Genomic DNA, 23,072 nt, shown 5'->3' with positions numbered 1-23,072 from the left:
GCAGAAGACGCACTAGTCGTGTTTTAATTCAATCGCTTAATAGCTTGCTGTAAGCGCACATCTAAAGGTGCTTTTACATCTATTTTCTTTTCTGTACTGGGGTCTATTAAACGCAATTGCGCTGCGTGTAAAAACAAACGATTTAATCCTAACTGTCGCTGTTCTTGGTTAACCTGATCTACACCATACTTAGGATCACCTACAATGGGATGTCCCATATGTTGGCAATGAACCCTAATTTGGTGTGTTCTACCCGTAATTGGCTTAGCCTCTATTAAAGTAAACTGACCTAAATTTTGCAATACTTTGTAACGTGTAATACTACGCTTACCTTCTTGCTCTACTCGCACCATACGCTCACCAGACTGAATTACATTCTTCATTAATGGCGCATCGACTTTTTGACATGATTTAGGCCAGCCTCCAATCACCAATGCTTGATATACCTTATCGATACCTCCATCTCTTAACTGAGCGTGAATAGCTCGCAGTGTAGAACGTTTTTTGGCAACCATAATGCAACCTGACGTATCGCGATCTAAACGATGCACAAGTTCTAGCGAGCGCTCGTTAGGGTATAGCTGCCTAAGGCTTTCGATTAAACCTAAATTAATGCCACTACCACCATGCACAGCTAAACCATGTGGTTTATTAATAATTAATAACCCTGGGCTTTCATATAATATGGCGTCACGTAGTTGTTTCTCTAAACCTTTACTCACTGCTGCTGGGGCATTAGGTTCGGGAAGCTTAACGGGAGGGACTCTGACAATATCCCCATCTTTAAGCTTATAGTCAGGCTTAATTCTACCTTTATTGACACGCACTTCACCTTTTCTAACAATGCGATATATTAGGCTTTTAGGCGCACCTTTAAGGTGCGTCATAAGAAAGTTATCGATACGTTGACCTGCTCTATCTTCATCTATAGAGACATATTTAACGGCAGTAGCGGTTAATTCTGGGGGGGGAGTTGGCTTTTGTTGCATAAATGAAAAACTAATGGCTTTATTAATTGCGAGGTAAGGGCGCGAATGGTAACATAGCGACCACTGAAACTGAGAATAAATCAGTTAATGGGCAAGAAATTTAATGGCCCAATTCAGTAAACAAATTTTTAGGTGGGGTTTGACAAATCCAACCCGTTGATTTTGCCGTTAACACTCGATGTATACACCGAGACCGCAAAATCCAAATGAAATAGGCTGTAACTTGGGGTATTCCCAGTTATTTAACGTAAAACCACCCGTTTTACCCAGTTACGGCGAATTAATTTATGCTTGGTGTTTAGGTGTGGATGTACCCTACCCATGGATCGGTCTGAAAAAATTACAGTGCTGAAGTAAGCACAAAAAATAGTAACAACTAAATAGAATAAACAGGGCTTTTTTAAAATTTTAACGAAGCTGCTGGTGAGTTAACATAAAGGTTAACCTATATGATTGATATTGTTAGATAAAACAGACCATTAACATAATATGAACTGCACAGTGCAAGGCATATTTATCCGAGAAGGTAGCGGTTTCCTACACCCAAAGGGCTCTTTAAGCCTTCGTGCACCCGTAAAAATATTAATTGCCGTAGGGTAAATGGGCTTCAAGAAATTGAATACCATGAAAAGAATGCTAATAAATGCAACCCACTCTGAAGAGTTGCGCGTTGCACTGGTCGATGGCCAGCGTATGTACGACCTAGATATTGAATCTGGCGCTCGTGAACAAAAAAAGGCCAACATTTACCGTGGCCGTATCACCCGTGTAGAGCCTAGCTTAGAAGCTGCGTTTGTTGACTATGGCTCCGAACGACACGGTTTTTTACCCCTAAAAGAAATTTCCCGCGAGTATTTTAAAGACCCTTCACAAAGTGGTCGCTCCAGTATTCGGGAATTAGTAAAAGAAGGTCAAGAAATTGTTGTTCAGGTTGATAAAGAAGAACGTGGTAACAAAGGCGCAGCCTTAACTACATTCATTAGCCTTGCTGGCCGCTACTTAGTATTAATGCCTAATAACCCAAGAGCTGGAGGCATTTCGCGTCGCATTGAAGGCGAGGAAAGATCTCAGCTACGTGAGGTTATGAATCAATTGAATGTACCTGCTGAGTCTGGCGTTATTGTACGCACAGCAGGTATTGGCCGCAGTGCAGAAGATATACAGTGGGATCTAGACTACTTGCAACAGTTATGGGAATCCATTACTGCAGCGTCTGATAAACAAGCTGCTCCATTCTTAATTTATCAAGAAAGTAACGTCATCATCCGGGCTATGCGTGACTACTTACGTCCAGACATTGGCGAGGTATTAATTGATGAGCCTAAGGTATACCAGGACGTATTAACTTTTGTTCAGCAAGTCATGCCAAGTTATGAGAGCAAGATCAAGTTTTATGATCAAGAAATCCCCTTGTTCAATCGCTTCCAAATTGAATCTCAAATTGAGACTGCTTTCCAGCGAGAAGTGACACTACCTTCTGGCGGTGCCATTGTTATCGATCCTACAGAAGCACTCGTATCTATTGATATTAACTCAGCTAGAGCAACTAAAGGCAGTGACATAGAAGAAACTGCCTTAAACACCAACCTAGAAGCAGCAGAAGAAATTGCTCGCCAATTACGCTTGCGTGACATGGGTGGCTTGGTTGTTATCGACTTTATAGACATGGGCCCAATGCGCAATCAACGTGCTGTTGAGAACAAACTACGTGATAGTTTAAAACTTGACCGTGCTCGCGTTCAAGTCGGACGTATTTCTCGCTTTGGCTTAATGGAAATGTCTCGTCAACGTTTACGCCCTTCCCTGGGTGAAACCTCTGGCATCGTATGCCCACGCTGTAGTGGACAAGGCAGTATTCGTGATGTTGCCTCACTAGCCTTATCTATCATTCGTCTAATCAACGAAGAAGCCAGTAAAGATCGCTCTGCAGAAATTCGCGTGGTGTTACCTGTAAATATGGCAACTTATTTACTTAACGAAAAACGTGCTGAAATTTTAGAAGTAGAAAAAACAGTGGGTGTGCGTGTAGTAATCATTCCAAACCCACAAATGGACACACCTCATTTTGAAGTGAGCCGTTTGCGCGATGACCATGAAGCAGCGCAGGCAGGCGAAACTAGCTACGAAATCGATTTAGTTCAGCATCATTTTGATGCTAAAGAATTTGATGCTAAAACACCTTTAGCCATGGAAAAGCCTGCAGTTGAAAGCATTCAACCCGCTAAAAAAGCTCCAAAAGCAGAAGCTGTTGCGCCAATTAAAGCTAAAACAGCTCCAACAAAGCCTGTCAATCCACTAGGCTTAGGTGCTCGTATCGCTAAAGCTTTAGGCCGACTAATTAACGGCAAACCTAAAGTTAAAGTTGTAGCAAAAGCACCTGTAAAAGCGCCTTCTTCTCGCGACGATTCACGCAGTGACTCGCGTAATGATTCACGCAATGGCTCTCGAAATACCCAAAACCGTAACCAAAACGATGATCGTCGTCGCGGTCGCAATGGTAATCGACGCAATGAGTCTCGTGATGAAAAACGTAACGAAGCCACGACAGATAATCGCAACAGTTCACGTAATGAAGCGCCTGCGACACTTCGTAATGAAGAACGTAAGAGTGAGCGAAATACAGATGAAAAGCGCAATAACAACCGCCGCCAAGACACGCGTAATAAACCTCGTGAACCCAAGGTTGAAGCTGTAGAAGCTACAACACAAGCTCCGCCAGTAGCAGAGGAAGCGTATGAATCTAACTCCAACCGTACGCGTGACCAGAAGCGTCGTCGCGATCGTAGTGGTAAGCGCAGCAATCAAAAGCAAAACGTAGAAGTCGCTGTAGATGAAAACGTAAAGGCAGATGCAACTACTGATGTGACTTTAAACACAGAAGTTACCGCACCTACTGAAGTAATCGTTGAATCTGTTGTTGAAGCCGTAGCTGAAGTGACAGTTGATGAAGTAGTTGAAACAACTTCAGATACAAAAGCCGCACCCAAAAAAGAAGCTGCTGAAAAGAAGCCTCGCCAGCGCAAACCCCGTGAACGCAAGCCCAAAGAAGTTAAGGTTAGCGAAGTTGCAGTGGAAGTGACAACTGAAACTTCGATTGAAGCTACAACACCAAATCCTAAAACATCAGTTGAATCAGTTGAATCAGTTGTGGTAACTCCAAGCGAATCAGCTAACCAAACCCCTGTTGAAGTAAAGGCTGAAGTAGAGGTTGAAGCTAAATCTGAGGAAAAGGTAGTGGAAGTTGCAGCCAAAACCACTAAAGCAGTTGAAGTTGAAGTTGAAGTTGAAGCAACAGTAGAAAAGGCCTCTGAAGCTGTTCTTGAAAAAACCACTGAGAAAAAAGCTGACGTTGTCACAGAAACAACGCCTGTCAGCGCTCCAGCAGCAGTGAGTGAAGTAGCTCCACGCCCATCTGGTCAGCGTGCCCATAACGACCCTCGTGAAAAACGTCGTCGTGAAAAGGCAGCTGCTGAAGAAGCGGCAAAAGAAGCTTAATCTAAGTTATAGGTAAACTCGCCTCGGTTGTCAAACAGCCGAGGTTCTATTTCTAACTTGACACCATATTTGGCATCCACATCGGCTTTTATACGCAAAGCCAAGTCTAGTACGTCCTTACCCTTCGCAGAGCCTGAGCACACTAATACCAGCGCTTGATGTTCATGCACCCCTACTTCACCTTGTATAAAGCCCTTCCATCCTAATTGATCAATTAGCCAGCCTGCTGCTAATTTATGATAACGTGTATCTGTTTGTGTAGATTGTGTGGCCACAATTGATGGTAATGGATAAGCCACAAGAGCTGGCCAAATTTTCATCAGCTGTTCTACTTTCTCACTAGTAACCACTGGATTCTTAAAAAAACTGCCTACATTTGGGATCTGCTTTGGGTCTGGTAACTTAGTGCGGCGAATATGTATCACAGCATCGCGTATCTGTTGCGCTGATGGGTTATCTGCAGATTGCCCTGCAACAGAGGCTATAGTGTCAGTAATAATGCCATAGCCAACCTGAGGATTATGCTCGTAATTTAAAGTTAAATTAACTTGTATCACAATCCAGTGCGTATGAGACTTAAATATACTGTCCCTATAGCCAAGCTTGCAATCCTTAGTACTTAATCTGAATGTTTGCCCAGTCTGAAAATCAAATACATCAACACTGCTAAGGCAATTTTCAAGCTCTACTCCATAGGCACCTATATTCTGAATAGGTGCAGCACCTACTTGCCCTGGAATGAGTGATAGATTTTCCAACCCACTAGCGCCTTTTTGTATAGACTCTTCAACTAAACGATCCCATTCGTAACCTGCTTGCGCACTCAAAGCGAACTTTTCTGAAGTTTTTTTGAAAGCAGTGTTAGATGGCCAAAACACCTTATCCATGGCCATTAACATTACTAAGCCTTCAAAATCTTGCGTTAACACAAGATTACTACCACCACCTATGAGCAGCCATGGGCAATGGTTAATTTGGCAGAAGTGGCGAGCTGTATGTAAGTCGTCAAGGTTATTGATACACATAAAGTAATCAGCCTTAACGTCTAAACTGAGGGTGTTATAGGGTTTAAGGCTCACCTTAAGCTGAGGTTTCATCCATTTCCCATAGGCATTGATGCCAGTAATTTACGCATACGTATTAGATCGTCAGGAGTATCTACGCCACCTGGCATACCTTGTGGCGCTAAATCAACATGTATGCTCTCACCATGGTGTAATGCTCTAAGTTGCTCAAGACTTTCAAGAGACTCATAACTTGCCTGAGGCCATGTCACATAACGGTGAAGAAAGCTCACACGATAGGCGTAAAGGCCTATGTGTCGTAGATAAACATCCCTAGTTAGCGATTTACTATCAGTCTCATTCCAACTGCGATTCCAAGGTAACGGAGCACGAGAGAAGTACATTGCCATGTTAGCGCCATTGCGCACTAGCTTCACAGCATTAGTATCAAACACCTGCTCTACATCATTAATCTGCTCGGCCAAAGTAGCAATGGACGCATTAGAGTAACGCTGTAAATTATGTGCAACTTGGTTAATTAATGTAGGAGGGATTAATGGCTCATCCCCTTGCACGTTAACAACAATATGATCTTCGGGTAAGGCAAGCTTCGTGACCACTTCCTGCAGCCTATCAGTACCTGTGGCATGATTCTCACTGGTCATAATAACTTGGTCGCAAAAGAGCTTTGCGTGCGTTTGAATGTCGCTATGATCTGTTGCAATATAAATTTGCGATGCGCCACTTTTACAGGCCTGTTGATAAACCCTTTGAAGCATACTCATTCCTCCAAGATCCAAAAGCGGCTTACCTGGTAAGCGACTGGATTGAAACCTTGCTGGAATGACTACAGAAAATGACATTAAGCTGACTTCTCATCTTCTGTAAGTGGCCTGGCTTTATCTTCTAACAACACAGGAATACCTGCATCAATCGGATAAGCTAAACCACTTGCAGGACAAAAAAGTTCATTCGTTGGCGTATGATAAAACAGTTGGCCGTGGCTTACTGGGCACGCAAGCACTTCTAATAACTTCTTATCCATGGGACTCCATATTTTTTAGTCTGTAGGTTATAAACCTAGTTTTAGCAACAACGCATCAATTTGCGCAGGAGCAATAGTTAACGCTTGCGTGGCATATAACCACGGCATAGCTTTCTGATTCTTTGTAGACTGAGCTAACGCTTTACATTTTATAGCATCTTTTGCTGTCATAATAAGTGGCTTTATCGGCAAATCATGTTCTTTAAATTGGTAGTGATCAGCATATTCTTGGCCATCGACTTGGTAACCACGTGCACCCAAATCATCAAAAAAACGCTGTGGATGACCTATAGCAGCAACAGCATAAATCAAAGCTTTATCCTTAGGCCACTCTACCTGTGAGTCATCCCATACTTGCCTTAATTGATCAAGCTTAGGCTCTAAATAACACAATGTATTATCTTTTAAATAGTGTTGTAATTGTTTAATTATTACAGGGCCAGGTACTCCTGTTGTAAATACTTGGTCTACTTCAGCTAATCTAGTAGCTGGTTCCCTTAACGGCCCTGCAGGTATGCACTTATCATTGCCAAGGCCTCTGGTAGCATCTACTAAACACCACTGAACATCACCCTTAATGGCGCTATGCTGCAAACCATCATCACTAATGACTAAGTCGAACTTTCCTTGTTGTGCTAACCATTCAATACTGGTTTTTCGACACGACCCTACAATCACAGGCACTTTAGTTAATCGACTTAGCAATAAAGGCTCATCTCCAACCACTTGAGCCTTATCTCTGCTTGTAACACAATGGGGGCCTACTCCTACAGTACCACCATAACCCCTACTTATAATGGCACAACGTAAGCCTTTATCTTTTAAAGCTAAAGTGAGCGCTACCACTAAAGGGGTCTTACCGGTGCCTCCTATAGTAATATTGCCTATAACCAACAAAGGTAGTGGGTTTTTGCGAGCTTTAGGCTGACTTTTCAGATACACACGCCTAAGCCAGATATATAGACTAGCAAAGGGCAGCAACAAGGATAACCACCAAGCTCCCTTGTACCAAGCGTTGAGTATTTTTTGCGTCACCTTTGGTCCATCTTAAAATAAGTCCTAGAAATCATTTTTACTTTGCTGAATTATTATAATTATAACCCACACTTGATTGCTATCAAGCACTTATATGTCGTGCCTACTTCTTAGTTATCCTATAGTTATATCGTACCTATATAAATGACTCATGCCCATGACTAATATGTTGAGACTATTTTTTATAAGGTGTCACCTGATAATCCCCATTGGTTTCAAACACTAGGCGTATTTGACCATGCCTACCTGTGTTATACCATTGTGCTCCAGACTGCCAATAGTTATGGGTGCTGCGTTTGTGAGGGTGCCCATAGGGGTTATTTTTACCTGCAGAAATTAACACGTAAGCTGGCATAACTTGGGCCAAGAATGCCTTTGTTGATGACGTTTTACTACCATGATGAGGTGCTATTAAAACATCACTGGAAAGAGTAGAAATATCTAATTGATCTAACTTTGCTAACAACACACTCTCGGCTTTAGACTCAATATCCCCAGCTATTAAAACCTGTCTCCCATGTATATCTAGTAGAATTACACATGATGCATTATTACCTGTGAGCCCATAATCTGCTAGGGCTATTTGACGCCACATAAGACTATTAGACGCAGTGAGCCACATTTTCTCCCAGGGCTTAGTGACACAACGACTGACCTCAACATCTTGGTGAGTAAAAACAGGCTCACGGGTGATTTTACTTTCAGAGGGTAGTATTAATTGCTGTACATTTTGCCGTTTAAGCATTTCCTCCATACCTCCGCTGTGGTCCATATCCCAATGACTCACCACTAGTGTCTCTAATTTAGTAACACCTTGAGCTAGCATTTCAGGCAGAATTACTGCATCTACCAAGCTGAAGCCACTTTTGTAACTGTTCCCTAAGTCATAGACCATATTGTGTTTTCCTTGACGCACCCAGACACTCAAACCTTGACCTACATCTAACACAGTAATGACGACACGTTGCTGGGAGTTGTCAACACCATGATCCAAGGCATTATTACGCGCTAATTCAAATATCATAAAACCAGCCAGAGGTAGCCACAAAAACAATATAGGCCAATGCCAGCGCCTTATTATTAGACATAGACACCCTGTTATTAACACAGACACAAAGCCCTCTATTGGTAACGAACCCACAAATATCTGTGCCCAAGAAATCTCTGATAAAAACTCTAATCCTTGCCATAACGTGGACAAAGTTATATCGATAACAATAAAGAAAAAATTTGGGAGATCAACAAACCTAAGCACGATGCTTACAAGTAATAATGTAGGAATCAGCACAGCACTAAACAGCGGCACTAAAATCATGTTCACTAAAGGTCCCAGCACACTTACATGACCAGTACCAATTGCAATGACTGGCAGTAATAACACAGAAAGAGCGCCTTGGGCTGCCAATAAATGCATCACACGGGACCACCATGCCCTACTAGCCCCGCGATACCATACTAGACCCAACGCAAATACAGCCGTGTAAGACAACCAAAAACCTAAACTTGATACACTTGTAGGCTGCAATACTAGAGTTACAAAAAAGGCGATAAATAGTCTTTGTGTAAAACTTAACTGTAAACCCCACATAAACCCCCACATTAAGCCAGTAAGCATAATAACCGCTCGCTGCGCAGGCAAACCAAAGCCACTAATCAATGCAAAAAATAAGGCTGCAATTAAACCTGACCATGCCCCCAATCGGATACCTAGACTGCTTTTTATATTAAAGGGTAACAGCATTAGCCTTACTATCAGCATGACTAACACGGCGACCAAACCCACATGCAAGCCAGAGATAACTAATAGATGAGTAGTGCCAGTTGCTGCTAAAACCTGCCATTGCTGTGAGTTTAATGCTGAACTTTGACCTAAAACAAGCCCACCCCACAGCGCCACAGTCATTTTTTTTATGTGCTTAGAATGAGCATAATTTTGTAGATCTTGCCATAATTGCTGACGCACTTTGGCTATCCAAATCTCAGGCCAATTGACCCCGCTACAATCTCCATCAGTAACGATCCACTGCTTAACATACCCTGAAGCAATTTGGCCATTTAAAGCTTTCCAACGCACATAATCATAAGAGTGCGGGTTGTGGTAATTGTTTGCTCCTTTTAAGCGCACAACCAATGTTGCTTTTTTACCAATTAATCCATCAAACCCTGCGTGACCCAAGCTATTAATAGGTGGCTGTGCAGCTTTGGCAAAAGGATATACAGTCACTTTAACCCTACCAAGTAAACCAATTGGTTGTGCCTGATAAATAGGTTTAGCAAGCCTGTTGTCTCGTTCTTGTTTTATTATAGGGACTTGGATGTGAGGATTTTTGAGTATGAGACTAAGACCATGATCGGTAGACTTTAAGCTTGATATACAAGCATTTAAACGCAGATCAATACCTGTCCAGGATTTGGAAAATTGCTTATTTATAAGGCTATATTGGCCAGCGCTAGCTAGAAGAAAAACAATTAGAGAAAAAAGTGCTATTTGGCGAGTATGATTTATCAACATTAAACTTAATAATAATAAAACTAACCAAAGCCCATTTAAAAAATCTAATTCAGCCCAACCCACACACCAAAACAGTAACAAAAAAAGGCTATAGATATACATAAATGTCTCATCCTTGAGCTCACTAAACCTTGGCTTAGCTTATATATAAGCGCATAATTAGCAGATAAGAGCTGCGCCTAAAAAACGCCTTACCTGACATTATTTATAAGGCTAGACCATGCCAAGGAAGTTTTTTAAACGCATTAGCCCAGATAGCAAAAAACTCAGCCAATACAAATCCCTAAGCTGGCTAAATAGCTTGATGCATGATACTCAGTTGTGGAGTTTTAAGCGCACAAGTGTAGCTAAGGGCTGCGCTGTAGGCGTTTTTTGCTGCATGATCCCGATGCCACTGCAAATGGTTTTGGCTGCAAGCTTAGCTTTGGCTTGGAGGGCTAACCTATCGATGTCAATTGGATTAGTGTGGATCAGTAACCCAATTACTATGGCACCTATGCTGTATGCGAATTACAAATTTGGCAGCTGGATTTTACAAACGCCTGGATTAGATGTGGATTTTGAATGGTCTAGGGCTTGGTTATTTCACCAGCTACATTTATTGTGGAAACCACTTTACACTGGATCTATTGTAGGTGGTGTTATTCTTGCAGTGGTGGCGTTTTACGCTGTTCACTTCATATGGAGCTGGCGTGTAAAACGTAACTGGATTAAGCGAAAGCCCTAATTTACTAACTTTCCATCTAGCAACTTAAACTGCACATCTAATTGGCTGGCTAATTCTAGGTCATGGGTTACTGCAATAAATGCAGTGCCCAAATCTAGTTGGAGTTGTTTGAGTAATACCAAAATTTGTTTTGCATTATGACGATCTAAGTTACCAGTAGGCTCATCCATAAGTAAACAAGCAGGCTCATTTATTAATGCACGTGCTATGGCTACACGTTGACGTTCACCACCTGAAAGAGTACCTGGACGATGGCTTGTGCGATGCCCTAAACCTACCCGGTCTAACATTGCTTGAGCTTTTTTTTCTGCTATGGCAGGTTTGTTACCGGCCATAATATGCGGCAACATGACGTTTTCTAACGCACTAAACTCTGCTAATAAATGATGAAACTGGAACACAAACCCTAAACGCTTATTACGCAAAGTAGCTGCTTGATTACCAGTAAGGTTAGACAGGCATTCTCCTACCACTAACACTTCACCAGCATCGGGCTGCTCTAGGCCTGCTAATAGCTGCAGTAGAGTACTTTTTCCAGAACCAGAACTACCAATAATAGCCATGCTTTGGCCTGTTGCAAGGTTCAAATCCAATGCTTTAAGAACATCAATCTTACGCTGCCCATCCTTAAAAGATTTCACCAACCCACAAGCCTGCAGTACCCAATCACTCATGACGTAACACCTCTGCCGGCTCTACCTTAGATGCTCGCCAAGCGGGATAAAGTGTTGCCATTACACACAACAAAAACGAGCCGATACTGATAAACAACACATCTTCAAACCTGACTTGAGAAGGGAAATAACTAATAAAATATACCTCAGCGCTGAGCACTTTAAAGCCAAAAACCTGTTCAGCCCAATCAACAATTTGAGTAATATTAAGGGCAAGTAAAACACCTATCAAAGTGCCTATTAAAGTACCTAAGAACCCAATAATACTACCTTGTACTATAAAGATGCCCATGACCTCTTTTTGACTTGCTCCTAAGGTTCTCAAGATAGCGATATCAGCCTGTTTCTCAACAACCAGCATCACTAGTGTAGACACTATATTAAAGGCCGCAACAGCCACTACTAGCATTAACAAAAGCCCCAACATGCGACGCTCCAACTGAATAGCCTGAAATAAGCTACCATGAGTACGCGTCCAGTCACTGGTCCAATATTGACCAGGTAATTGCAGTGCCACTTGCTTAGCTTTATCAGGTGCAGTAAATAAATCATCTAACTTTAAGCGTAAACCTTCTGCCCCTCCGCCTAAGCGCTTTAATTTACTGGCATCAGCAATGTGCATGATGGCTAGGTTAGCATCCAACTCTGCCCCCACTTTAAATATTCCAACTAAAGTGAAGCGTTTTAAACGAGGTATAATGCCGGCAACAGTTAAGGAGGCTTCAGGTAAAAATAAAGTCACCTTATCACCCAATCGCGCACCTAGTTGTCGTGCCAAAAGATCACCCATAAGGATATTGAATTCTCCAGCCTTTAGGTCTGACACCAAGCCTTTTATCATGTGATTTGGCAATATAGATACCAAAGCTTCAGCTTCAGGTTCAATACCATTGAGTAACACTGGCTGCACTCGGCCTCTATTATTAAACATGCCTTGACCATGAACAAATGGCGCAACCCCAACAACACCTTCCACTTGCATGGCTAGCTTTGCTGGTTGTTGCCAATCCATTATAGGCTCAGCAGTTTGTACAGTGGCATGGGGGACCATGCCTAAAATGCGCTGGCGTAATTCTTGGTCAAAACCGTTCATTACAGACAGCACAAGGATAAGCACAGTGACACCTAGCACTAAACCAAGCATAGAGATTAGCGAAATGAAGGAAATGAAGTGATTCTGTCGTTGAGCCCTTGTGTATCTTAGACCGACAGTCAAAGCAATCGATTGAAACATGTGCTTCCTGATTAGTATGAAAACATACCCGCTAATATAATACAGATTTAGTCAGTGGGTTGATAAGCGTTACTTAGTTAGTAATTTGCCGAGCTCTATTGATACCTAACTGCGCAGCCACACGGTAAGCTTCAGCCATGGTTGGAAAGTTAAAGGTGTTATTAACAAAATACTCAATCGTATTGGCGTCACCTTTTTGGTTCATAATCGCTTGGCCGATATGAATAATTTCTGAAGCTCGGTCCCCAAAACAATGTATACCTAATATTTCATAGGTGTCACGATTGAATAATATTTTCAACATCCCTACTACTTCTCCACTAATTTGTGCACGAGCTAGATCTTTAAAGAAGGCCTGACCTACTTCATAAGGCACCTTTTCAGCCGTAAGTTGCTCTTCAGTTTTGCCTAAAGAGCTAATTTCGGGAATAGTATAAATGCCTGTTGGCACATCATCTACAAAACGAACACCTGGAAGGCCTAATAAATCTGAAGCTGCTGAACGGCCTTGGTCATAGGCAGCTGAAGCTAAGCTTGGCCAACCCACTACATCCCCTGCTGCATAAATGCCATCCACAGTCGTTTGGTAACGCTGGTCAATTTCTAACTGGCCTCGGCTATTAGTTCCTATGCCAAGATTCTCTAAGCCAACGCCTTTAGTGTTGCCTGATCTGCCGTTACAAAACAACAGCATATCCGCACATAGACGCTTGCCAGACTCCATCTCTATCGTTACTGAAGTGTCATTGGCTGAAACGCTTTTATAGGTTTCATTATGGCGTATTCTCACACCGTTATTGCGCAAGTGGTAACTTAAGGAATCAGAAATCTCAACATCAAGAAACTCCAATAGGTTAGCTCGGTTATCCACTAAGTCAACCTTCACATCTAAGCCTGCAAAAATGGAAGCGTATTCACAACCGATCACCCCTGCACCATAAATTATTAAGGTGCGCGGTGTGTGTTTTAAGTTAAGAACAGTATCACTGGTGCAAATACGTTCGTGTGAAAAATCTATATCGCTGGGCTCATAAGGGCTAGAACCAGTAGCGATCACTGCTTGATCAAACCTTAGGTTTTCATTTGTTTCGTTACCTAATATTTCAATATTATTACGGTCTACAAAACGTGCAAAACCAAAAAATACATCTACGCGATTGCGTGCGTAGAATTGTGTACGTAACATTACCTGTTTGGCAATAACTTCACTGGCAGTTTTAAGCACTTGAGGAAAAGAAAAGTTTTTAGGCTCTCCAATGACACGAAACAAAGGGTTAGTATTAAACTCAACAATCTGTTTCACAGAATGGCGTAGGGCTTTAGAAGGAATGGTGCCTTTATGGGCGCAGCCACCTCCTACTTGCTCTCGCATTTCTACCACTGCTACTTTACGACCTAATTTAGCAGCATTTATTGCTGCAGCCTCTCCCGCAGGCCCGGTACCAATTACTACCAAGTCGTAATCATAATCTGCCATGTTTTTTCTCTGTCGTACTTGATTTTTACTAGGTGAGCAAAGCGGTTATTAGCATAAAATGCTTATCGCTTTGCCTCATAACTAACGTCACTTGCCTGATCTTGAAGCATTTTATCGGCTTTGAAACTCTTTTGCTGTTCTGTTTCGCACACTTGTGGGTCGCCTTTACACACATCGCATGCCACATCCATACCTAGTGCGGTCATACCACCACAAGATCCAGCTATAGGCTTTCGGCCCATTAATACACCCACTGCCATTCCAGCAACGATGAGCAATAACACGACAAAGGACAAGATTAAAGTTTGCATTTAGTTCTCCAAGTAATCTGTGAAGTTTGCGGTAGATTGAGCCGCAAATCCATCGAGTTGTTTCATTATAAAGTATGCAGGCACTTGGTGCATAGTTGCCCAAATAATACCTTTTTCACTTCCCATTACCATTAATGCTGTAGCCAGTGCATCAGCTCTAGCAGCGCTGGCATCCATCACCGTGACAGAGGCTAAGTTATGCGTGACGGGCCTTAAAGTATGAGGGTCTAAAGTATGGGCATATCTAACGCCATCCAATTCATAATAATTGCGGTAATTTCCAGAAGTTGCAACCGCAATATTACTCACGTTGATTACTTGGTAGATTTGCTTAGCATCAATAGATGGTGTTTCTATAGCAATACGCCAAGGCATGCCATCAGGTTTAAACCCTTTAGCACGAAGCTCTCCACCAACTTCTACGAGGTAGTCATTCAGGCCTTTGGAATCCAGCCACCTAGCCACTGCATCCACCCCATAGCCTTTGGCAATTGCCGACAGATCAATTGTACTGTCAGTACTCTTTAACATGACTGGTGGTTGTATTTGTACTTTTAAAGATTGGTATCCAATTAAAGGCCTTAGTGCATCAAGAGCAGCTTGTGAAGGACTATTTACAGGCATTGGGTCTGGCCCAAAACCCCACAGGTTAACTATGGGTCCCACAGTAATATCAAACGCACCGTTGGTTTGCTCACTCAACTCAAGTGACTGTGCGACTAATGTGGCCATTTCTGCTGGAACGCTATGCCATTGCCCAGCACTTGCACCATTAAAACCACTAAGATCCGAAGCGTCCATGTAAGTTGACATGCTAGCTTCAATTCTTTCAAGCTCTATAGCAACACCGCGAGCAATGTCACTGCTTATTTGACTTTGTTGGTCTACTCGTTGCACCCACTTTACTGTGTAACTTGTCCCCATAGACAAGCCAGTAATAGCTTCAATTTTTGGCGCTTGAGACACAGAACAGCCCAGCAACATGGTAAGCATTAATGCATACCACATGGCTAGGCTGATTCCTTTTAAGTGGTAGAACTTATCCGCCAAAATCATCCAACATAATGTTTTCGTCTTCAACACCTAAGTCTTGTAACATTTTCACAACTGCTGCGTTCATCATTGGAGGACCGCACATGTAAAATTCACAATCTTCAGGAGCTTCGTGGTCTTTCAGGTAGTTTTCAAACAAAACGTTATGAATAAAACCAGTAAGGCCATCCCAGTTATCTTCTGGCTGAGGGTCTGAAAGCGCTAAATGCCATTCAAAATTGTCATTATCAGCTGCTAGAGTATCATATTCATCACCGTAGAAAGCTTCACGCATACTACGCGCACCATACCAAAATGACGTCTTACGAGTAGAATTCAAACGCTTAAGTTGGTCAAAAATTAGTGAGCGCATAGGTGCCATACCTGCACCACCACCAATAAACACCATCTCTGCTTCAGTCTCTTTGGCAAAAAACTCTCCAAATGGACCATAGACTTTCATCTTGTCACCTGGCTTTAGGTTAAATACATAAGAAGACATCTTGCCAGCAGGTATACCACTACTGCCTGGAGGAGGCGAAGCGATACGAATGTTAAATTTTACGACACCCTGCTCTTCTGGATAGTTTGCCATTGAATAGGCACGCACTGTGGTTTCATCCACAACCGATTTATGTTGCCATACGTTAAACTTATCCCAATCGCCACGATATTCTTCTTCAATATCAAAAGTTTTATAGTCAATGGTATGCGCTGGGCATTCTAGTTGCACGTAGCCGCCTGCGCGAAAGTCTACACTTTCACCTGCCGGCAAACGCAAAGTAAGCTCTTTGATAAATGTAGCAACGTTAGGGTTAGACTCAACAGTACATTCCCATTGCTTAACACCAAAGACGTCTTCTTCAACTTCAATTACCATGTCTTGCTTAACAGCAACCTGACAAGATAAGCGCCATCCATCTTTTGCTTCACGCATAGTGAAGTGGCTTTCTTCAGTAGCTAACATAGAGCCACCACCTTCTTTGATGACACAGCGGCACTGTGCACACGTACCACCACCACCACATGCTGAGGCTAAAAAGATGCCTTGAGCAGACAAAGTTTGAAGTAATTTGTCTCCAGCAGCCACAGTAATGGATTTTTCTGGATCATTGTTGATTGAAATAGTAACCGCACCAGAACTAACTAACCTGGCCCGCGCAACTAAAATAACCGCAACTAAAAACAGAACAACGGCGGTAAACATTAAAACGCCGAGAGTAATTTCATTATTCATATATCAATACCTTATGAAGTGCGTTTTACAGCTGAATACCAGAAAAAGACATAAAACCAAGTGACATTAAGCCTACAGTCACAAAGGTGATACCAAGGCCACGTAAGCCGGCTGGTACATCTGAATATTTTAGCTTTTCACGAATGCCCGCAAGAGTAGCGATGGCCAAAGCCCAACCTACACCTGCGCCCATGCCATAAACTACAGATTCACCAAAGTTATACTCACGTTCTACCATAAACAGTGCTGCACCCATAATAGCGCAGTTCACAGTAATAAGAGGTAAGAACACGCCTAAGGCGTTGTACAAAGCAGGCATGTATTTGTCTAACAACATTTCCATAATCTGTACAATGGCAGCGATAACGCCAATGTAAGAAATCAACCCTAAAAAGCTTAGGTTAACTTCTGGCAATCCTGCCCATGCGAGTGCCCCATCAGCTAACAAGTAGGTGTAAATTAAATTATTTACCGGCACAGTAATAGTAAGTACGGCAATTACCGCAATACCAAGGCCAATAGCGGTTTTAACTTTCTTGGATATTGCTAAGAAAGTACACATGCCCAAGAAAAATGCCAAGGCCATGTTCTCAACGAACACAGCTTTAACAAATAGGCTTAGATAATCTTCAATCATTGTTTCAGACCCTATTTAGTGTGCGAGGCAAGTTTGTATTCAACAGCTTCTACCTGATCAATCTTCGAATTACGAAGTAACCAAATAAAGCCGCCGATAACAAAGAAGGCGCTTGGTGGAAGTAGCATTAAACCGTTGGAGTAGTACCAACCGCCATTGGTGACCAAAGGAAGTATTTCAAAACCGTATAAACTACCAGAACCAATTAGTTCACGCACAGTGGCGACAAATAGCAATACCACTGAGTAGCCTAAACCGTTGCCGATGCCATCAAAGAAAGAAGGGATCGGTGGGTTTTGCATAGCAAATGCCTCTGCGCGTCCCATTACAATACAGTTGGTAATAATTAAACCAACAAATACCGAAAGCTGCTTGCTTACTTCATACGCATAGGCCTTGAGTACCTGATCTACCACGATCACTAAAGAGGCAATAATAATCATCTGCACGATGATACGAATGCTGCCCGGTACTTGATTACGAATACATGCAATGAAAAAGTTTGAAAACGCGGTTACCACAGTCAGTGCAAGACACATAACCAGTGTAACTTTCAAACTACTAGTGACTGCCAATGCCGAACATACACCCAAAATTTGCAATGCAATGGGGTTGTTAGTAAAGATTGGTGATAACAAAATCTCTCTTGTCTTAGCCATGATTATGCATCTCCTGCTTTAAGCTTAGCTAAAAACGGTGCAAAACCGTTCTTGCCTAACCAAAATTTAACTAGATTGGTCACACCATTACTGGTTAAAGTAGCACCTGCTAAACCATCAATATCATGCACATTAACTTTTTTAGCTTTACCCTTAATTAGGCCAATTTCAGGTGTATAAGAACCCTGAGCGTATACTTGCTTGCCAGGCCATACCGACTTCCATCGAGGGTTGTCGACTTCACCACCTAACCCCGGGGTTTCTGCATGTTCATAAAAGCCTAACCCAGCCACTGTATTAAAGTCGCTTTCTAGGGCAATAAAGCCATACAACGTAGACCATAATCCATAACCATGGATAGGTAAGATAATACGTTCAATACCCTGCTCACCTTCTACTAGGTAAACCGTACTGTATAAAGACTGCTTGCGAATACTAGCAATGTCTTCATCTGGAGTTAACGCTCTTGCTTGTGAAGGGTCTCTAGCTGCTTTACGCATGTCATATGTGGCGACATCTTCATCAGTACTGAACTGACCAGTACGCATATCAACAAGCTTAGGGGTAATGGTTGCAAATGCAGTAGCTACATCACCATTAACGACTTCAATGCCCGCTGCAGCAAGAATGTTCATCTTCTTTTCATTGATTACATTAGCTTTTTGCTTGTCCCTTAGGATAACGGCTGCCGCTGACACAATGACAGAACATACAACACAAAGCACCAAGGCCACTATAATCGTGCGTGATACAGAATCTTTTGAATTAGACATTACGTGCTACCCTCCGCTGAATATTTGCTTCGGTGACATAGTAGTCAATCAAAGGCGCAAACAAGTTGGCAAACAAAATAGCCAACATAATACCCTCAGGGAAAGCTGGGTTAAGCACACGTATAAGCACTGCCATTACACCAATCAACGCACCAAAGTACCACTTTCCAGTATGGGTCATAGAAGAAGAGACTGGGTCTGTCGCCATAAAGATCATGCCAAACGCAAACCCTCCAAGCACTAAGTGCCAGTAGAAAGGTAATGCAAACAGTGGATTGGTATCAGAGCCAATTAGATTAAGCAAAGAACTCATGGCAATCATTCCAACCATGACACCTGCTACAATGCGCCACGCAGCTATACGTGTCCAAAGTAGTACAGCACCACCCGCAAAAATAGCTAGGGTAGACACTTCACCTACAGAACCTTGGATATTACCAATAAATGCGTCAGCCCACGTAATGCCAGCATCAGCTAAAGCCGCAACACCGCCCGCATTAGCTAAGCCTAGTGCAGTTGCACCAGAGAAGCCATCAACCGCAGTCCATACCGCATCACCAGACATTTGAGCTGGGTAAGCAAAGTATAAGAAAGCACGTCCTGTAAGAGCTGGGTTTAAGAAATTCATGCCCGTACCACCAAAGACTTCCTTACCTACAACAATGCCGAAGGTAATGCCTAAAGCAGCCTGCCATAAAGGAATATCAGGTGGAAGAATCAGCGCAAATAACACCGATGTAACAAAGAAACCTTCGTTAACTTCGTGGCCACGGACAGCGGCAAACAAGACTTCCCAAAAACCACCCACTATAAACACGACTAAATATACCGGCAACCAATAAGTTGCTCCCAATATAATGTTGTGCCAAATGCTGGCAGCGTCAAACCCGGCGATAGTAGCAACAACACTGCCACGCCAGCCATCGGCCTGAGCAATGTTCATTGCATCCATCGCGGTGTTTGCTTGGTAGCCTAGGTTGTACATACCAAAGAATATGGCTGGAAAAGTACACAACCATACTGTGATCATCATACGCTTAAGGTCTATGCCGTCACGCACATGGGCTCCACTTTTAGTGACATAACCTGGGGTGTAAAATATCGTATCCGCTGCTTCATACAAAGCATAAAACTTTTCGTACCGGCCACCTTTATGGAAGTGGGGTTCCATAGAATCTAAAATACTGCGTAAGCTCATGTTTAGCACTCCTTCTCTATGCGCGTTAACACATCACGCAATATAGCGCCGTATTCATATTTGCCTGCGCAGGTATAAGTCATTAGCGCTAAATCAGCTTCCTCTAGCTCTAGGCAGCCTAGCTCTTGTGCATTAACAATGTCACCTACTACCAAGCTACGAAGTAGCTGTGTAGGCAAAATATCCAAAGGCATCAGACGTTCGAATGTGCCTACTGGCACCATAGCTCTTTGAGAGCCATTAGTTGAGGTATTCAAAGACACTTCTTTGTTACGATCTAAAGAGGATAAGAATATATTCAACACAGAGTGCTTTTTACTACCAGGGGACAACCAACCCATAAACTCACGCTTTCTGCCTTCTTCAAGCACCGTTATTTGGTTATTGTAACGCCCTAAAAAGGCCGTAGGACCAAAAGCTGAAGTACCACCTAGCACTGATCCAGATATCACACGATTGTCAAATTCACCTTCTTTAGTTTCACCAGCTAACAACTGAGTCATGGATGCACCCAGTCGGGTGCGAACTAAACGAGGATTAGTGACCATTGGGCCCGCTAAAGAAACAATACGCTGTGTAGGCAGTTTGCCTGTAGCAAATAGCTCAGCAAATGCGATTACATCTTGATAACCCACAGCCCAAACTGTTTTAGTGGCACTTACAGGATCCAACATGTGTATATGTGTAGAGGCAAGACCTGCAGGGTGTACCCCGCCAAAGCGATGTACTTGAGCACCATCAACCTGTGGCACTTTTGTATCTGCAGCTGCACACACAAAAACTAGGCCATCAGTAAGTTTGGTGAGTAATTGTAACCCTTGTGCAAACTCATCTTGTTGAGCGGCAATAATAGGCGCAGGATCTACTGCTAAAGGATGGGTGTCAATTGCTGTAACAAATATAGAACGAGGCTTGCTGTCAATAGCAGGCACTTTACTAAATGGACGTGTTCTAAAAGCAGACCACAAACCAGAAGCTTGTAAATTTTGTGCAACTTGCTCAGTTGTTAGACTAGCTAGATCACTGGCAGCACAGGTTGCAAATTCAACTGCATCCTCACTACCGGCACTGGCATCGATATCTATTACAACCGATTGCAAAACTCGCTGGGCACCCCGATTAATGGCACTAATTACACCAGCAGCAGGGGCAGTATAATGCACACCCTGTGTCTTCTTATCGGAAAACAAAACTTGTCCCAGCTTCACTGAATCACCTACTTTGACTAGCATCGTAGGCTTCATGCCCACATAGTCAGCACCGATCACAGCGACTTGGCTTACCGCTGCAGCATCTTGAATGCTCTGCTGCGGCGCGCCAGACAATGGCAAATCCAGACCGCGTCTGATTTTGATCATAAGTCGTACCCAATTGATAACGTTATTGGTTAGTTTTAGCACTCACTAGAGGCTTTATAAGTACTCTAAATAAGGCACAGCTAAAACGCGTTGAAAAATCGGCTTTATTATACGTAAATGCGTGAAATTTTTCCAGCCTTATAACTAAAAAGGCTACCCTAAGGCAGCCTTTTAAATTTTTACACTGTTTCAGCGTAGATGCTTTAACCTAAAGCACCATTACTGGAGACACGATAATCATTTCTTCGATAGTTTATTAATCTTCTATAGGAAATGCAGGTAGTGCAGTATTGGTCACATGCTGCAACATACGAATAACTTGGCAAGAATAGCCAAATTCATTGTCGTACCAAACATACACAACACAATTTTTCTTACCTGTTGCCACAGTGGCCAGTCCATCTATAACACCCGCTGCACGAGAACCTACAAAGTCACTAGACACTGCTTCTGGCGAGTCTGTGTAGTCAATTTGCTTTTGCAAATCAGAATGTAGCGCCATATGACGTAAATAGTCATTGAGTTCATCACGATCTACTTCCGAATGCAGGTTAAGGTTAAGAATAGCCATAGAGACATTAGGAGTGGGCACACGGATAGCATTACCTGTCAACTTACCTTCTAGCTCAGGCAGTGCTTTAGACACCGCTTTAGCAGCACCTGTCTCAGTGATCACCATGTTAAGACCAGCTGCACGGCCACGACGGTCACCTTTATGGTAATTATCGATTAAATTTTGGTCATTAGTGTAAGCATGCACAGTTTCAACGTGGCCATTGTCCACACCATACTTATCATTTAATGCTTTAAGGATAGGTGTAATCGCGTTTGTAGTGCAAGACGCAGCAGACAGTATGGTATCTGTACTTTCTATATCTTTTTGATTAACACCCATGACGATATTTTTAATACCCTTGCCAGGGGCTGTAAGCATTACCTTGGACACGCCATTGGCGCGCAAATGAAGAGACAAACCATCTTCATCGCGCCACTTGCCAGTGTTATCAATAACCACAGCATTACTAATACCGTAGTCGGTATAATCAATTGAATCTGGCGAACTTGCGTAGATGATTTTAATCACGTTACCGTTAGCGATCAATGCGTTTTGCTCTTCATCAACCGTAATTGTACCTTGAAAAGTACCGTGGACAGAATCACGTCGTAATAAACTAGCTCGCTTAGCAAGGTCATTATCCCCACCCTTGCGCACTACAATGGCACGCAAACGCAAGCTTTGACCACCACCGGTCTTCTCTATTAACAAGCGTGCAAGCAAACGACCTATGCGACCAAAACCATAAAGCACGACGTCTGCTTGAGTTTTTGCACTATCACGATTAACTGCACCCTTTAAAGCTGCAGAGACATAGTCTTGTAAGCTCTGGCCTGCACCATCATTACGAAAACCTATGGCTAATTTACCAATATCAACATGCACATTAGATAGAGCCAGACCCTGAATCACATCAATGACTGGAAAGGTTTCATGAACAGACAGACTAGTGTGCTCCAACATGCGTGCAGCACGGTGGGATTTAAGAATACTAATGACTGAACGGTTAACAACAGAGCGACCAAAAACGGACACTTCTACATTATCTTCACGATAGACTTTACCAATCAAGGGGATCATGGCTTCGGCTAACGCTTCACGTTTTTTCCAATCTGAAAA

Annotated in this window: 20 protein-coding genes; 2 read left to right on the top strand and 18 right to left on the bottom strand. The window is 42.7% G+C overall.

Features of this window, described 5'->3' with window-relative positions:
- Positions 1-23: 23 nt before the first annotated feature.
- A complete protein-coding gene (gene rluC, locus ABXT42_RS05300) occupies positions 24-989 on the bottom strand; it encodes a 23S rRNA pseudouridine(955/2504/2580) synthase RluC (protein WP_443629330.1) in 966 nt (321 codons plus the stop codon).
- Positions 990-1,613: 624 nt separating this feature from the next.
- Between rluC and rne the strand changes: the two genes are divergently transcribed.
- Positions 1,614-4,484: a ribonuclease E gene (rne, locus tag ABXT42_RS05295; RefSeq protein WP_443629329.1), complete on the top strand. Its 2,871-nt coding sequence runs from the start codon at positions 1,614-1,616 to the stop codon at positions 4,482-4,484.
- Here the strand turns inward: rne and murB are convergent.
- From murB to ABXT42_RS05270, 5 genes are all read right to left on the bottom strand, one after another.
- The gene (gene murB / locus ABXT42_RS05290; RefSeq protein WP_443629328.1) at positions 4,481-5,581 is read right to left on the bottom strand and encodes a UDP-N-acetylmuramate dehydrogenase; all 1,101 of its coding nucleotides are present in this window, start codon (positions 5,579-5,581) and stop codon (positions 4,481-4,483) included. The two genes, rne and murB, sit on opposite strands and share 4 nt — an antisense overlap.
- Positions 5,578-6,351: a 3-deoxy-manno-octulosonate cytidylyltransferase gene (kdsB, locus tag ABXT42_RS05285; RefSeq protein WP_443629327.1), complete on the bottom strand. Its 774-nt coding sequence runs from the start codon at positions 6,349-6,351 to the stop codon at positions 5,578-5,580. Before kdsB ends, murB begins: the two co-directional genes overlap by 4 nt.
- The gene (locus ABXT42_RS05280) at positions 6,351-6,533 is read right to left on the bottom strand and encodes a Trm112 family protein (RefSeq protein WP_443629326.1); all 183 of its coding nucleotides are present in this window, start codon (positions 6,531-6,533) and stop codon (positions 6,351-6,353) included. Before ABXT42_RS05280 ends, kdsB begins: the two co-directional genes overlap by 1 nt.
- Positions 6,534-6,560: 27 nt before the next feature.
- Entirely contained in the window at positions 6,561-7,568 is a 1,008-nt protein-coding gene (gene lpxK, locus ABXT42_RS05275; protein ID WP_443629325.1) for a tetraacyldisaccharide 4'-kinase, read from the bottom strand.
- 175 nt (positions 7,569-7,743) lie between these two features.
- A complete protein-coding gene (locus ABXT42_RS05270; RefSeq protein WP_443629324.1) occupies positions 7,744-9,792 on the bottom strand; it encodes a DNA internalization-related competence protein ComEC/Rec2 in 2,049 nt (682 codons plus the stop codon).
- Positions 9,793-10,300: 508 nt separating this feature from the next.
- On the opposite strand from ABXT42_RS05270, the gene ABXT42_RS05265 reads away from it, so the two are divergent.
- The gene (locus ABXT42_RS05265; RefSeq protein WP_443629323.1) at positions 10,301-10,807 is read left to right on the top strand and encodes a DUF2062 domain-containing protein; all 507 of its coding nucleotides are present in this window, start codon (positions 10,301-10,303) and stop codon (positions 10,805-10,807) included.
- Here the strand turns inward: ABXT42_RS05265 and ABXT42_RS05260 are convergent.
- The 12 genes from ABXT42_RS05260 to ABXT42_RS05205 all read right to left on the bottom strand — a co-directional run bounded on the left by ABXT42_RS05260 (position 10,804) and on the right by ABXT42_RS05205 (position 23,033).
- A complete protein-coding gene (locus ABXT42_RS05260) occupies positions 10,804-11,481 on the bottom strand; it encodes an ABC transporter ATP-binding protein (RefSeq protein ID WP_443629322.1) in 678 nt (225 codons plus the stop codon). The genes ABXT42_RS05265 and ABXT42_RS05260 overlap by 4 nt on opposite strands.
- Positions 11,474-12,715, bottom strand: coding sequence for a lipoprotein-releasing ABC transporter permease subunit (locus ABXT42_RS05255; RefSeq protein ID WP_443629321.1), 1,242 nt, complete (start codon positions 12,713-12,715; stop codon positions 11,474-11,476). Before ABXT42_RS05255 ends, ABXT42_RS05260 begins: the two co-directional genes overlap by 8 nt.
- Positions 12,716-12,788: 73 nt before the next feature.
- Positions 12,789-14,192 carry a Si-specific NAD(P)(+) transhydrogenase gene (sthA, locus tag ABXT42_RS05250; protein ID WP_443629320.1) on the bottom strand — a complete coding sequence of 468 codons (1,404 nt, stop codon included), beginning with the start codon at positions 14,190-14,192 and terminating at the stop codon, positions 12,789-12,791.
- 62 nt (positions 14,193-14,254) lie between these two features.
- Positions 14,255-14,503 (bottom strand): (Na+)-NQR maturation NqrM, encoded by a 249-nt coding sequence (nqrM, locus tag ABXT42_RS05245; RefSeq protein ID WP_443629319.1) that lies wholly within the window; start codon positions 14,501-14,503, stop codon positions 14,255-14,257.
- The gene (locus ABXT42_RS05240) at positions 14,504-15,511 is read right to left on the bottom strand and encodes an FAD:protein FMN transferase (protein WP_443629318.1); all 1,008 of its coding nucleotides are present in this window, start codon (positions 15,509-15,511) and stop codon (positions 14,504-14,506) included. It abuts the gene before it with no gap.
- Between the two features lie 31 nt (positions 15,512-15,542).
- Positions 15,543-16,772 (bottom strand): NADH:ubiquinone reductase (Na(+)-transporting) subunit F, encoded by a 1,230-nt coding sequence (gene nqrF / locus ABXT42_RS05235; RefSeq protein WP_443629317.1) that lies wholly within the window; start codon positions 16,770-16,772, stop codon positions 15,543-15,545.
- A 25-nt stretch (positions 16,773-16,797) separates the two neighbouring features.
- Positions 16,798-17,409, bottom strand: coding sequence for an NADH:ubiquinone reductase (Na(+)-transporting) subunit E (nqrE, locus tag ABXT42_RS05230; protein ID WP_443629316.1), 612 nt, complete (start codon positions 17,407-17,409; stop codon positions 16,798-16,800).
- A gap of 11 nt (positions 17,410-17,420) precedes the next feature.
- Complete coding sequence (locus ABXT42_RS05225; protein WP_443629315.1) at positions 17,421-18,068, bottom strand: NADH:ubiquinone reductase (Na(+)-transporting) subunit D; 648 nt, start codon at positions 18,066-18,068, stop codon at positions 17,421-17,423.
- A gap of 2 nt (positions 18,069-18,070) precedes the next feature.
- Positions 18,071-18,841, bottom strand: a complete 771-nt coding sequence (locus tag ABXT42_RS05220; protein WP_443629314.1) for a Na(+)-translocating NADH-quinone reductase subunit C — start codon at positions 18,839-18,841, stop codon at positions 18,071-18,073.
- Entirely contained in the window at positions 18,834-20,039 is a 1,206-nt protein-coding gene (locus ABXT42_RS05215; RefSeq protein ID WP_443629313.1) for an NADH:ubiquinone reductase (Na(+)-transporting) subunit B, read from the bottom strand. The genes ABXT42_RS05220 and ABXT42_RS05215 overlap by 8 nt, the downstream gene beginning before the upstream one ends.
- Positions 20,040-20,041: 2 nt before the next feature.
- Positions 20,042-21,397 (bottom strand): Na(+)-translocating NADH-quinone reductase subunit A, encoded by a 1,356-nt coding sequence (locus ABXT42_RS05210; protein ID WP_443629312.1) that lies wholly within the window; start codon positions 21,395-21,397, stop codon positions 20,042-20,044.
- A 256-nt stretch (positions 21,398-21,653) separates the two neighbouring features.
- Complete coding sequence (locus ABXT42_RS05205; protein ID WP_443629444.1) at positions 21,654-23,033, bottom strand: glyceraldehyde-3-phosphate dehydrogenase; 1,380 nt, start codon at positions 23,031-23,033, stop codon at positions 21,654-21,656.
- Positions 23,034-23,072: the final 39 nt, after the last annotated feature.

This window comes from Candidatus Njordibacter sp. Uisw_002 (genome assembly GCF_047730155.1).
Taxonomy (GTDB): Bacteria; Pseudomonadota; Gammaproteobacteria; order Pseudomonadales; family Balneatricaceae; genus Njordibacter.
Note: the sequence above shows the minus strand (reverse complement) of the source record. Positions and strands in the feature narration are given on the sequence as shown.